Genomic DNA, 12,532 nt, shown 5'->3' on the forward strand with positions numbered 1-12,532 from the left:
TCATGCGGTTCTTCCGAGGAAAGCTCCTTGTCGGATGCGCGGCTTTCTCGGCTGCAATGCCGGCGCATGCCCAATCTGAGCAACCGGCCGGTGACGGCCGAGCGGTGACTATCCAGCCATATATCGAAGTGAGCCAGATCCTCACTGCCGAGCTGTCTCCGGGCGATGAAGTCCTCACCTTTACGCAGATCGCAGCCGGGGTGGATGTCAACGCACAGGGGCGCAACAGCGGCGCTTCGGTATCGGTCCGTTACGAGCGCAATATCGGCTACGGCGACGCGGTCGACACAGATACGATCAGCGGGATCGCGCGCGGCTATCTTTCGGTCATTCCGCGTGCGCTGACGCTTGAAGCTGGCGCACTCGCCAGTCGCACCCGCGTCGACACCGGAGGTGCCGTCTCGCCCAACCCATTGGTGAGCGATGATGCGACCAGCCAGATCTACAGCCTCTATGCAGGACCGACGATCGCGACACGCCTCGGCGCTGTCGACGTCTCGGGGTTTGCGCGTGTTGGCTACAACCGGTTCGAAGCCAACGACGCGGTGATCGATCAGGCTGGCAATCCGGTTGATATCTTTGACGATTCTGTGACCTACCAGGGCCAGATCCGTGCGGGCACACGTGTCGGCGATCCGCTCCCCATTGGCCTTGCAGTGACTGCTGGCGGGTTCCAGGAAGACATATCGAATCTCGACCAGCGCGTGCGCGACACCTTCGTTCGCGGAGACGTGACCATACCGGTGTCGCCCAGCCTCGCGCTGGTGGGCGGCGTTGGCTACGAGGATGTTGAGGTTTCGAGCCGCGACGCACTGCGTGATGCTGCAGGCAATCCGGTCATCGGATCAGATGGCCGAGTTGTCACCGACCGGACTTCGCCGCGATTGGTCGCCTTTGATGTCGATGGGTTGCTCTGGGACGTCGGCGTTCTTTGGCGTCCTTCGACACGCACGTCGCTGGAGGCGCGTGTAGGCGAACGCTATGACAGCACCACCTATTACGGCAATTTCACCTACATCCCCAGCCGTCGCAGTGCTCTGAGCATTTCGGTCTATGACGGGATCAGCGGCTTTGGCGGCGTGCTCAACAATGCGTTGTCCGGCCTTTCGAGCGATTTTGTGGCTAATCGTAATCCGGTCACGGGTGACTTTGGTGGGCTGGTTTCCGGCGGGGAGACTCCGGGTCTCGTCAACTCGTTCGGCTCGGTTCGCTCCGCAGCTTTCCGAGGTCGCGGCGTGAACGCAACGTATCAGCGCCAGATGGGCCGTCTCACCGCAGCTTTTGGCGCAGGTTATGACCGTCGCACTTTCATCGCCGCTGCTGGAAGCGCGCTCGAAGCTGCCGATGGCCTGCGCGATGAAAGCTATTACGTCACCGGAGCGCTCACGCGGCAGCTTGGCCGCAACGCGAACCTCCAGGCAAATGCTTACGTGAACTGGTTCGAGGCTGGCACGCCCGGCAACGATCTGACCGCTATCGGCGCCTCAGCCGCATACAATCGCTCCATTAGCGAGCGTCTGTCTGCGCGCGCTGCTTTGGCAGTCGACTATTTCGATAGCGAATTCACCGCCGAAGACTTTGCCACCGCAACCGCGCTGCTTGGCCTGCGCTACAATTTCTAAGCCCACGGAGCTGACCTGAAATGTACGACCAATATTACGGCTTCAGCGGACGCCCATTCCAGCTAACGCCGGACCCGCAATTCTATTTTGAGAGCGCAAGCCATAAGAAAGCCATGAGCTATCTCGGCTATGGCATGAACCAGGGTGAGGGCTTCATCGTCATCACCGGTGAGGTTGGTGCTGGTAAGTCGACGCTGGTCGCTCACCTGATGGAGCGCATCGACCCAGAAGCACTCACCGTTGCACAGGTCGTCACCAGCGCTCTCGATGGCGAAGAATTGATCCACGTTATCGCGCAAGCTTTCGGCCTTGCTGTCGAAGGGCGCGACAAGGCAGGCGCACTGGGCGCGATAGAGCGTTTCCTTCAGGACGAGGCCCGCGAGGGGCGTCGCTGCCTACTCGTCGTCGATGAATGTCAGAACCTCGATTTCACCGCTCTTGAAGAGCTGCGCATGCTCTCCAACTTCCAGCTGGGCGCGCATCCGCTCCTGCAGAGCCTGTTGCTAGGGCAGCCAGAGTTTCGCCGCACGCTGGCGCATCATCCTGACCTTGACCAGCTGCGCCAGCGTATCATCGCCTCGCACCACCTCGAAGCACTCGATGAAGATGAAGTCGAAGACTATATCTTGCACCGCCTGCGGCACGTTGGCTGGGACGAACGGCCACCGTTCGAAGAGGGGCTGCTTGAGGCGCTTTACAAGGCGACTGACGGTATCCCGCGCCGCGTGAACCAGGTCATGAACCGCCTGCTGCTGCTGGGCGCGATTGAAGAAAAGGACATGGTTGGAAGCGAGATGCTCGAAGCGGTCATGGCCGAGATGAACGCTGACCAGGCGCGCGGATCCAGCGCTGAACCGAGCCCCTTGAGCATTGAGCCTGCCGTGTCAGGTCAATCAGTGCAGCCTGCTCAGGAGCAGGACATCGACAGCGTGCCGGCGACCGAAGTTGCGGCTCTCCTTGCTCAGCGGGACGCTCGCACTGCCGAGCTTGAGGCCGCAATCAGCGATTTGCAGGCGGCGGATGCATCGCCATTGTCCGGAGCGCAGGAGGCTGAAGCTGAACTGGGCGCGGCGCTTGAGCGGATTGAATCGCGCCTTGAGGAGCAGGAACGCTCGTTTCGGCACGTGCTGACCATGCTCATCGAATGGCTTGAGGACGATACGTCACGCGAGGCCGCCTGACCTATGAACGCGCCTAATCCGTTTTCAGAGAGCGACAAGATCGAGGGCCGCGCAATAGCGAATGGCCTGTCAGTCGATGTCGAAGACTGGTTTCAGGTGGGCGCATTCGAAACTGTCATTGACCGCGCAGATTGGAGCTCGATCGCCACGCGGGTCGAAGGCAACATCGCACGAATTCTCGACCTTTTTGGCGAGGCCGGGGTCAAAGGTACGTTTTTCACGCTTGGTTGGATCGCTGAGCGCCATCCATCGATGATCAAGCAAATTGTCGACGCCGGACACGAGATTGCCAGCCACGGTTACGACCATGCGCGCGTCTTCACCTTTGAGCGCAAAGCGTTTGCCGACGACATTCGCAAGGCGCGCGAGATCCTTGAGGATTGCTCTGGCCAAAAGGTGACCGGATATCGCGCACCAAGCTTTTCGATCGATCAACGTTCGCTCTGGGCCTTCGACGAACTTGCGGAGCAAGGCTACGCTTATTCGTCGAGCGTCGCGCCGGTCACGCACGACCATTATGGTTGGCGCGAGGCGCCTCGTTTTGCATTTCGTCCTGTTGAAGGGTCGGAACTCGTGGAGATTCCAGTCACCACAGCCATGTTAGGCAAGCGCCGCGTTGGTGCGGGGGGAGGGGGGTTCTTCCGTGTGCTGCCTTACGCATTCTCGCGCTGGGCCATCCGGCAGGTCAACCTTGTGGATCAACGTCCCGCGGTTTTCTACTTCCATCCATGGGAGGTCGATCCTGATCAGCCGCGCGTAGACAACGCGCCGATCCGTTCAAAGCTGCGCCACTACACCAACCTCGACAAGATGGCCGGCAAGCTTTCCAACCTTGTCGCGGAATTCAACTGGGGGCGCATGGACGAGCTTGCGCGCCGTGAGGCTCGACGGGCAGTACCCTTCACGAAGGATTCCGACACAGCTGGAGCGGCTCCGTGAACGCGCCGCTCAATATGTCCGTTTCTGCATCGCTAGTCGAATTGTCTGACGACCGATTGTCGCGGCGAATTGACGGCTTCGTGCGTGAGCAAGGAGGAAGCGTCTTTCATTTGCCGCAGTGGTTGAAAGCAGCAGAAGGCGCCTCAGGACACCGGGCGAGTGGTTTCATCACTGAGCAATTGGGCGCCATAACGGGCTGGGTTCCGCTAACCGAGGTTCGCTCGCTTTTGTTTGGGCAGGCGCTTGTCTCAAGTGGATTTGGGGTCGGCGGGGGAATTCTCGCCGAAAGCGACGAAGCGGCACGAGTTCTGGCGCGTGCGGTCGAAAACCACGCTCTGCTTTACGGCTTTGCGAGCGCCGAGATGCGTGGTGGTCCGGTTCCGTCAGGCTGGGAACCAGTTTCCGACAAGCACTGCGGGTTCGAACGTGCTCTGGCTGATGACGATGAGGCACAATTGCTGGCCATCCCTCGCAAAGCACGGGCCGAGGTTCGCAAGGGTCTGAAGAACGGGCTTGAGGTCAACATCGGTCGGGGCCCGAAGGATTTGGCCGCTCATTATTCTGTTTACTCCGAAAGTGTGCGAAACCTTGGAACGCCGGTTTTCCCAAAGCGGCTCTTCCGGGCGATGCTCGACGCCTTTCCAGACAGCAGCGATGTTCTTACCGTCCAACAAGACGGCAAACCAATTTCCAGCGTTCTGTCATTTTATCACGATGGCGCGGTCCTGCCTTTCTGGGGCGGCGGCAAGCACCGTGCTCGCGATGCAAGAGCCAATGAGCTGATGTATTACGAGCTGATGCTCAACGCCCGGCGCAAGGGTATGCATCGCTTCGATTTTGGCCGCTCCAAAACGGGCAGTGGTCCTTATCGGTTCAAGAAGAACTGGGGATTTGAGCCTGAACCCCTGACATATTCGACCTGGACAGCGCCGGGGGAGGAAGCGCGCGATGTCGATCCGACGAGCGATGCCTATGCACGCAAAATCGCGATTTGGAAGAAACTCCCTCTACCCATTACGAACAGCGTCGGCCCGCTGATCGCGCGCGATCTGGCGTGATGGGAGTGCCGTGATGGGCGATATTCTCTTCCTTGCACACCGGGTCCCGTTTCCGCCCAATCGAGGCGACAAGATCCGCAGCGCGAACCTGCTCTGGAAGCTCGCGGAAATTGCGCCGGTTCATGTCGGCGCCTTCTCTGAGAGTGAGGAGGATTGGGATGGGGTTGCCGAACTCGAAGCACTGGCTAAATCACACTTCATTGCCAATCGCAGCAAGCCGCTCGTTCTTGCGGGCGTGGAAGCGGTGCTTTCGGGAAAGCCGGTAAGCCTTACCGCGTTCCATAGCCCGAAACTGGAGAGATGGGTTCGTGATTCGATCTCATCGCAAGCGATAGATACCATCGTCGTGTTTTCGGGGCAGATGGGACAATACATTCCAGCTGATTTTTCCGGCCGGGTAATCGTCGATCTGTGCGATGTCGACAGCGCGAAATTTGAAAGTTATGCGGCATCCGGACAGCGCGTCTGGCTGAACGAACGCGAAGGCCGATTGCTGGCGCGCGAAGAAGAAAGGCTGGCACGCCGTGCTGAGGCGACAGTCCTTATCAGCGACAATGAGGCTGAGCTTTTCTGCTCGCGCTTGCAGTCCCCTTCGATGGCGAGGGTGAAGGTCATCGGCAATGGGATCGACGCGCATGCTTTCGATGCTGCGAAAGTCGTCCCGCATAAAGAGTTGTCAGGTGCCGAGGGACCCACTTTCGTCTTCACGGGCCAGATGGACTATCCGCCCAATGAAGCAGCCTCTCTGTGGGCGATCGCTGAGTTACTGCCTGCAATCCAGCAACTTCAACCAAGAGCGCAATTCCATGTGGTCGGCCGCAATCCGACTAGGGCATTGCTGGCGCGCGATGGCGTAAATGGGGCGAAGGTCTGGGGTGAAGTGCCGGACGTTCGACCGTTTCTTGCCGCCGCTACCTGCGTTGTAGCCCCCCTCGCCATCGCAAGGGGAGTCCAAAACAAAGTTCTGGAAGCGATGGCGATGGCGCGGCCCGTGCTGCTTACCCCGCAGGCTGCGGCAGGGATCGACGCCCAGGATGGCAGCGACTGGCTCGTGTGCGAGGCGAATGCAGCATCAATGGCCGCTCGCGCTTCCCAGATTGTTGAAGCCCCCGCTGTGGCTGAGAAGATCGGCAAGGCGGCGCGGCAGTTCGTTTTGGAGAACCATTCCTGGGATGCGATGCTTTCGCCACTGGAAGCTCTCGTAAAGGGCAAGGGCGAGGACGCGCGCGATGCCGCCTGAGGCTCTCTCCCATTCGAACAATCCATCTGCGAGCGGAGCAACGATTTCGGTCGAGTGGCGAAAGGCGCTCAGCCTTCTGGCTGCTTCGTCGTTAGCGTTGATCGCTCTGGCGGCGCGCGAGTGGGGCGAGATGCTGCACCAGTGGTGGAACATCGACACATATTCGCACATCGTTTTGGTCCCGCTGATCATCGGTTGGCTTGTGGCGATCAAGCTTGGCGAACTGGCAAAGATTTCTCCGCGGCCATGGGTGCCCGGTATCGCGATTGTGGTGGGGGGGCTTGGACTATGGCTCGTAGGCAGGGCGAGCGGGATCAACTTGATTGCTCACGCGGGAGCGGTCGGTATGCTTCAGGGCATGGTGGTCGCGGCAATCGGTCCGAGAGCATCACTGGTTATCGCTCTGCCAATTGCTTTCGCCGTGTTCCTCGTTCCATTTGGTGATGAGATCATTCCGCCGCTTCAGGCAATCACCGCCGAGATCGCAATCGCGCTTACACTCTGGAGCGCTGTCCCGGCTCAAATCGACGGCATTTACATCGATACTCCCGCAGGCCTTTTCGTCGTTGCCGAAGCGTGTTCTGGCGTGAAGTTTCTGATCGCCATGGTGACGCTAGCTGTGCTTGTCTGCTTCACTCGGTTCGAACGCTGGTCGCATCGCGCTCTTTTCATGGTTGCATCGATCGTAGTCCCGATCCTCGCAAACGGCATCCGCGCCTGGGGCACCATCTTCATCGCGCAGAGCCAGGGGGTGGAGTTCGCAGCGGGATTTGATCACATCTTCTATGGTTGGATATTCTTTGCGATCGTCGTCGCTCTGATCCTGTCCGCCGCGTGGCGGTACTTCGATCGTGAACCCGAAGACTATGGGTGGACTGCCGATGCCGTCGCGCGGTTTAATTTCATTCACTCGCTGGGACGAGGGCAGTCCAGCGCAATCGTCGTGTTTGCTGCCCTTGCCGCGATGGTGATCCTTGCAGCAATCGCAGCGAGCATTGTCGATGCAGGAGCATTGGGCTAACCGCTCAATCAGCCATGTGCGGGATCGCCGGAATCTTTCATGCTGAAACGCCAAAGCCGGTCGATCCCAGGCGGATCGAGCGGATGTGCGACGCAATGGCTCATCGCGGGCCCGATGGTGCCGGTGTTTGGACCGACCTAGGGGTAGGGCTTGGCCATCGCCGCCTTTCGATCATCGATCTTGAAGGCTCTCCGCAACCTATGCTTTCCGCCGATGGCCGCGCAGTCGTCGCGTTCAATGGCGAGATTTACAACTTCCGCGAGCTGCGCCAGGAGCTTGAGAGCCAAGGCGCGAAGTTTCGGACGTCCGGCGACACCGAGGTCATCCTGGCCGCATGGCAACGCTGGGGCGTAGATTGCCTCGAAAAGCTCCATGGCATGTTCGCCTTCGCGCTTTACGACCTAGACAAACGGCAATTGTTTCTGGCCCGCGACCGGTTCGGCGTGAAGCCATTGTTCATGACCCGTCTGGCCGATGGCGGCCTGGCATTTTCCTCCGAGCTCAAAGGGCTGCTCGCGCATCCGCAGATGCGTCGCCGCGTCAATCCGCAAGCCGTGGATGCGTACCTCACTTGGGGCTATGTTCCGGACACGCACTCAATCCTTTCCGGGGTGGAGAAACTACAGGCCGGTCACTTCCTGCTCCTCGAACAGGGTCGGCCCATTGCGGCCCAGCGCAGGTGGTGGGACATCAGTTTTGCCGATCGCGCGAAGGGGAGCGAAGCGGACCTGTCAGCTGAACTGGTCCATTTGATGCGTGAAGCTGTCCAGTCACGCATGGTATCGGACGTGCCGCTTGGAGCATTTCTTTCAGGTGGAGTGGACTCATCGAGTGTCGTTGCATTGATGAGCGAGGCGAGCGCTGAACCAGTTCGCACTTGCTCTATTGGGTTCGATGTCGCGGCGCTGGACGAGACAAACTACGCGTCTCGGATAGCGCAAAGATTCAGCACAGATCATGACAGTCGCACGGTTGCCAGCGATGACTTTGGGGCAATCAATCAGATCTCGGCGATGTTCGACGAGCCATTCGCAGACGCTTCGGCGTTGCCGACATGGCGGGTTTGCCAATTGGCTCGCGAGAAGGTGACGGTCGCCTTGTCTGGGGATGGCGCTGACGAAGCGTTTGCAGGATATCGCCGCCAGGTCTTTCACCACAACGAGGAGAAGGTGCGCTCGCTCTTGCCCGCCGGCTTGCGCCGGCCGCTTTTCGGAGCACTTGGGCGATATTGGCCTAAGGCCGACTGGGCACCGCGCCCATTGCGAGCGAAAGCGACACTGCTGGCGCTCGCCGAAAGTGGAGAGAGCGGCTATGCGCGCGGCCTTTCAGTTGCGACGCACGATCAGCGCGTATCGCTTTACGATCCGGAATTCACGAGAAAATTGAGTGGCTTTCGCGCCGAAGATGAACTCATTTCGCTCATGAAATCTGCGCCAGCGAGAAGCGGTCTCGACCGTGCTCAATATGCAGACCTCACCTTCTGGTTGCCCGGCGATATTCTGACGAAGGTGGATCGTACGAGCATGGCGGTGAGCCTGGAAGCCCGTGAACCGTTGCTAGACCATCGCCTCGTCGAGTTTGCTGCCCGGTTGCCGGAGGGGATGAGGGTGAAAGGCACGACAGGCAAGCACCTGCTGAAGAAATGTATGGAGCGGTATCTTCCGAACGATATCCTCTATCGCCCAAAGCAAGGGTTTGTGACCCCCATTGCTCAATGGCTGCGTGGACCATTAAACTCTGAAACACGAATGATTGCCTCGAGCTCAACCCTGTCGGGATTGGGTTGGTTCAAGCCCAACGAGATCCGGCGTCTCGCCGACGATCACATTTCAGGGCGCAGCGATCATTCACGCGTCCTTTGGCAACTGCTCATGCTGGAGCGCTCACTGAAGCATTTGAATGTTTCGGGATAGAAATCAGCGCTGAGGCGTACTTATCCCCAGTGCAAGGGAATAAAATGTCTCGTTTGCACATATTTGGCCCAAATAGAGACTCGTCTCGTCTCATGAGCTGAAATAAATGTTTGCCTATTTGCCAAGTGGTGGGTTAGCAATGCGTTAAAGCAGGCTAAAAGGCCGCATTCGCGCTCGATCAAGATGTCAGGCGCACTAGGGTCGAATTGGAGTTACGCGCAATGGACAGCAGCGTCGGCAAGGCAATTCCATGGACAGGCGATGAGCAATTAATCGCCGAGAGCGCAATCCACAATTCAATCCCGGAAGAACTGTTTGCACTGCAGGAACTCGATGTCCTGTATGACGATCGCAGCGCGGCATTGTGGACCTATATGAGCCCCGAAGGACGACCGTCTTTCACACCAACCATGCTTGGCGACTTCGAGAATTGGCAGGATCTGATCGAAAGCGGTTTTGGTCCCGATAAGGTGCCACTGCGCTATCTGATTTTAGGTAGCCGATCCCCCGACGTCTTTTGCTTTGGCGGTGACCTCGATCTGTTTCAGCGTCTCATCAGGGACCGGGATCGCGATGCGCTCGTCGAGTATGGACATCGTTGCTGCAGGATCCTGGATCGCAATATCCGCACTCTCGACATTCCGATGCTTACGGTCGGACTGGTGCAGGGTACCGCTCTGGGCGGTGGTTTCGAGGCGCTCTTGTCCTTCGATTACATCATAGCTGAGCGGCACGCGACATTCGGGCTGCCTGAGGTGATGTTCGGGCTTTATCCCGGGATGGGCGCTCATGCCTTGCTGGTTCGCAAACTGGGATCGGCGCTGGCAGACAAGATCATCGTTTCGAACGAGACCTTCACGGCCGAACAGATGTACGAGTTTGGGATCGTCAACCAGCTGGCCGAACCTGGTGACGGTGCGAACGCAGTGCGCGAGTTCATCAAGAAGTCCGAGCGTCGTCACGCAGGACTTGTCGGTGCGCGTCTTGCCACCAAGCGGGTTTGGCAGCTCCATCTCCAGGAGCTCAACGAGATCACCGAGATGTGGGCTGACACAGCCTTGCAGCTCACTGAGACCGATCTGAAAGTCATGAGCAGGCTGGTTGCGGCGCAAGCACGTCTTGCCGAACGGATTGCCACCGCAGCGGCCTAAGGCACGCGATCAGGTCTCGGCTCCGTGGCCTAGCGCCATGTATTCATCGCTCTGCATTTCATTCAGGCGGCTAACCGTCCGCTCGAACTCGAAGCTTCCGTCGCCTGCGGTGTAGAGTTCTTCGGGCGGAGCCTCGGCGGTCACAAACAGCTTCACCCTGTGCTCGTACAGCGCATCGATCAAGGTGACGAAGCGCGCAGCTTCGTTGCGTTGATCGGGGCCCATTTTGGGGATCCCGACAAGGATGATCGTGTGGAATGCGCGGGCGAGGGCGAGGTAGTCCGAGGCGCCGCGTGCCTCTCCGCACAGGCGCTTGAAACTGATCGCCGCCACCCCTTTCAGCGCCTTGGGCACGTGCATGTCACGCTTTGAGCTGATGTCGAGCACGCCGGTGGGAACGTTGGCTGCATCCTGCGGGTCAAAATCGGTGAGGCGGAAGAACACCTCGCGCACTTTCGCGGTCGCTTCGTCGCTAAACGGTGAGTACCAGGTGGCCATGTCGCCAATGCGATCGAGGCGGTAGTCCGTAGGGCCGTTCAACCCAACCACATCCAACTCCTCATTGATGAGGTCGATGAAGGGCAGGAAGTGCTCGCGATTGAGGCCGTCCTTGTAGAGATCTTCTGGTGGACGGTTCGAGGTGGTGACGATGCACACGTCCTGTTCGCGGATCAGCTGCGTAAACAGGCGGCTCATGATCATCGCGTCGGCTGAATTGTTCACCACCATCTCGTCGAAGGCGAGCACTCTCAGGCCCTCCGAGAGCTTGGCTGCCACTGGCGGGATCGGGTCGCCCTCGTGACGCTGGCGAGCGATCCGCATTTCCTCGTGCACCTCCTGCATGAAGGCATGGAAGTGAGCGCGGCGCTTTTCAGGAATGGCGAGCGTGTCGTGGAACAGATCCATCAGCATCGACTTGCCGCGCCCGACACCGCCCCACATGTAGACGCCTTGCGGCCGCTCTTGCTTTCGCGCGAACAGCTGGGCGAGCAAGCCACCTGGCTTCTCGGCCTCAAGCTCCTTTTGCAGCGCATTCAACCGCTCGACTGCGCGCCTTTGATCGGGATCCTCGCGCAACTCTCCGTTGGCGATTAGCTGCTCGTAGCGGGCGCGCATGCGGGTCATCAGCTGGCCTGCTGAGGACGCGGCTTCATCTTGCGCACGATTCCGGAATAGGACGCGACCACATCGTCATCCTGCATCACCTGCCCTCGCACGAAGACGAGCTTCCCGGTCTCGCGCACGATCTCGTTTACGGCGTCTAGTGGGCGGTTCGGATCACCGCCGCCCACGAACTGGGTCGAGAGCTCCAGCGTCACCGACGGCCCGGCATTGCCGCTGCCGATCGTGTGCATCGTCGTGAACATCGAGATGTCGATCAGCGCGAGCGTTACGGCACCGTGGATGATGCCCTGCAGGTTCTCATGGCGGCGTTCGGGGAACATGCGCAGCCGCGCTTTCCCATCCTCATCGACGCGCGTGATGAGGCGCCCCATGACGGCGCCGTTGAACAGCGACTGGTCCTTGAGGTTCCAGTGCCTCCAGCCCGGATTGTCCGGATCGGGCCCGTGCTCAAAGACGTCTTCGCCCAGACCTTTTGGTCCCGATGTCATGGCAGCGCGATCAGATGGCGCGTTCGGCCATCATCTTCTTGGTTTCTGCGATTGCCTTGGCGGGCGAGAGGCCCTTGGGACAGACATTCGCGCAGTTCATGATCGTGTGGCACCGATAGAGGCGGAAGGGGTCTTCCAGCTCGTTCAGGCGTTCACCCGTCATCTCGTCGCGGCTGTCGGCTAGCCAACGATAGGCTTGAAGCAGGATTGCCGGGCCGAGGAACTTGTCCGAATTCCACCAGTAGCTCGGGCACGAGGTCGAGCAGCACGCGCACAGGATGCACTCGTACAGACCATCCAGCTTCTCGCGCTGTTCGGGCGTCTGCAGACGCTCTTTGCCCGAAGGCGTGGGGCTGACGGTTTGCAGCCAGGGACGGATCGAGGCGTATTGCGCGTAGAAGTGCGTGAAGTCGGGCACGAGGTCCTTGATCACGTCCATGTGCGGCAGGGGCGTGATGCGGATCTCGCCCTTCAGGTCTTCGATCGCGGTGGTGCAGGCAAGCCCATTCGCGCCGTTGAGGTTCATCGAGCACGATCCGCAGATGCCTTCGCGGCACGAACGGCGGAAGGTCAGTGTCGGGTCGATCTCGTTCTTGATCTTGAGCAGCGCGTCGAGAACCATCGGGCCGCAATCGTCGAGGTCTATCTCGAACTTGTCGTATCGCGGGTTCTCACCACTGTCGGGATCGTAGCGATAAACCTTGAACGACTTCACCCGTTTCGCGCCATCGGCTTTATGCACTTTGCCGCTTGGCTTGATCTTCGAGTTCTTCGGAAGGGTGAATGTCGCCATG

11 protein-coding genes are annotated in these 12,532 nt (G+C 59.4%); 8 read left to right on the forward strand and 3 right to left on the reverse strand.

The genetic code is table 11. The features are described 5' to 3' along the window. The first annotated feature begins 2 nt into the window (after window positions 1–2). The 8 genes from AC0V6T_RS05700 to AC0V6T_RS05735 all read left to right on the forward strand — a co-directional run bounded on the left by AC0V6T_RS05700 (window position 3) and on the right by AC0V6T_RS05735 (window position 10,125). Complete coding sequence (locus AC0V6T_RS05700) at window positions 3–1,622, forward strand: preprotein translocase subunit YajC (RefSeq protein ID WP_486125083.1); 1,620 nt, start codon at window positions 3–5, stop codon at window positions 1,620–1,622. Window positions 1,623–1,642: 20 nt separating this feature from the next. Next, complete coding sequence (locus AC0V6T_RS05705; protein ID WP_486125085.1) at window positions 1,643–2,803, forward strand: XrtA/PEP-CTERM system-associated ATPase; 1,161 nt, start codon at window positions 1,643–1,645, stop codon at window positions 2,801–2,803. A gap of 3 nt (window positions 2,804–2,806) precedes the next feature. Beyond that, window positions 2,807–3,742: an XrtA system polysaccharide deacetylase gene (locus AC0V6T_RS05710; RefSeq protein WP_486125087.1), complete on the forward strand. Its 936-nt coding sequence runs from the start codon at window positions 2,807–2,809 to the stop codon at window positions 3,740–3,742. Next, window positions 3,739–4,800: a FemAB family XrtA/PEP-CTERM system-associated protein gene (locus AC0V6T_RS05715; protein ID WP_486125089.1), complete on the forward strand. Its 1,062-nt coding sequence runs from the start codon at window positions 3,739–3,741 to the stop codon at window positions 4,798–4,800. The genes AC0V6T_RS05710 and AC0V6T_RS05715 overlap by 4 nt, the downstream gene beginning before the upstream one ends. Before the next feature lie 13 nt (window positions 4,801–4,813). Then, the gene (locus tag AC0V6T_RS05720) at window positions 4,814–6,040 is read left to right on the forward strand and encodes a TIGR03087 family PEP-CTERM/XrtA system glycosyltransferase (protein ID WP_486125091.1); all 1,227 of its coding nucleotides are present in this window, start codon (window positions 4,814–4,816) and stop codon (window positions 6,038–6,040) included. Further along, window positions 6,030–7,061, forward strand: a complete 1,032-nt coding sequence (gene xrtA / locus AC0V6T_RS05725) for an exosortase A (RefSeq protein WP_486125093.1) — start codon at window positions 6,030–6,032, stop codon at window positions 7,059–7,061. The genes AC0V6T_RS05720 and xrtA overlap by 11 nt, the downstream gene beginning before the upstream one ends. A gap of 14 nt (window positions 7,062–7,075) precedes the next feature. Beyond that, entirely contained in the window at window positions 7,076–8,974 is a 1,899-nt protein-coding gene (locus AC0V6T_RS05730) for an XrtA/PEP-CTERM system amidotransferase (RefSeq protein WP_486125095.1), read from the forward strand. Window positions 8,975–9,195: 221 nt separating this feature from the next. Then, the gene (locus AC0V6T_RS05735; protein ID WP_486125097.1) at window positions 9,196–10,125 is read left to right on the forward strand and encodes a crotonase/enoyl-CoA hydratase family protein; all 930 of its coding nucleotides are present in this window, start codon (window positions 9,196–9,198) and stop codon (window positions 10,123–10,125) included. Window positions 10,126–10,134: 9 nt separating this feature from the next. Here the strand turns inward: AC0V6T_RS05735 and zapE are convergent, their stop codons facing one another. From zapE to AC0V6T_RS05750, 3 genes are read right to left on the reverse strand one after another with little or no spacing between them, the layout of a single operon-like run. Next, entirely contained in the window at window positions 10,135–11,250 is a 1,116-nt protein-coding gene (gene zapE, locus AC0V6T_RS05740) for a cell division protein ZapE (protein ID WP_486125099.1), read from the reverse strand. Further along, the gene (locus AC0V6T_RS05745; RefSeq protein WP_007164344.1) at window positions 11,250–11,738 is read right to left on the reverse strand and encodes a PaaI family thioesterase; all 489 of its coding nucleotides are present in this window, start codon (window positions 11,736–11,738) and stop codon (window positions 11,250–11,252) included. Before AC0V6T_RS05745 ends, zapE begins: the two co-directional genes overlap by 1 nt. 10 nt (window positions 11,739–11,748) lie before the next feature. Continuing rightward, window positions 11,749–12,531: a succinate dehydrogenase iron-sulfur subunit gene (locus AC0V6T_RS05750; RefSeq protein WP_007164343.1), complete on the reverse strand. Its 783-nt coding sequence runs from the start codon at window positions 12,529–12,531 to the stop codon at window positions 11,749–11,751. Window position 12,532: the final 1 nt, after the last annotated feature.

The sequence above is a fragment of the Erythrobacter sp. S158 genome, from assembly GCF_057364915.1.

Excerpts from the sequence above, each read along its gene's own strand:
- AC0V6T_RS05750 (WP_007164343.1), bottom strand. The coding sequence starts at position 12,531 with ATGGCGACATTCACCCTTCCGAAGAACTCGAAGATCAAGCCAAGCGGC.
- AC0V6T_RS05705 (WP_486125085.1), top strand. The coding sequence starts at position 1,643 with ATGTACGACCAATATTACGGCTTCAGCGGACGCCCATTCCAGCTAACG.
- AC0V6T_RS05735 (WP_486125097.1), top strand. The coding sequence starts at position 9,196 with ATGGACAGCAGCGTCGGCAAGGCAATTCCATGGACAGGCGATGAGCAA.
- AC0V6T_RS05700 (WP_486125083.1), top strand. The coding sequence starts at position 3 with ATGCGGTTCTTCCGAGGAAAGCTCCTTGTCGGATGCGCGGCTTTCTCG.
- AC0V6T_RS05720 (WP_486125091.1), top strand. The coding sequence starts at position 4,814 with ATGGGCGATATTCTCTTCCTTGCACACCGGGTCCCGTTTCCGCCCAAT.
- AC0V6T_RS05745 (WP_007164344.1), bottom strand. The coding sequence starts at position 11,738 with ATGACATCGGGACCAAAAGGTCTGGGCGAAGACGTCTTTGAGCACGGG.
- AC0V6T_RS05710 (WP_486125087.1), top strand. The coding sequence starts at position 2,807 with ATGAACGCGCCTAATCCGTTTTCAGAGAGCGACAAGATCGAGGGCCGC.
- AC0V6T_RS05730 (WP_486125095.1), top strand. The coding sequence starts at position 7,076 with ATGTGCGGGATCGCCGGAATCTTTCATGCTGAAACGCCAAAGCCGGTC.
- xrtA (WP_486125093.1), top strand. The coding sequence starts at position 6,030 with ATGCCGCCTGAGGCTCTCTCCCATTCGAACAATCCATCTGCGAGCGGA.
- zapE (WP_486125099.1), bottom strand. The coding sequence starts at position 11,250 with ATGACCCGCATGCGCGCCCGCTACGAGCAGCTAATCGCCAACGGAGAG.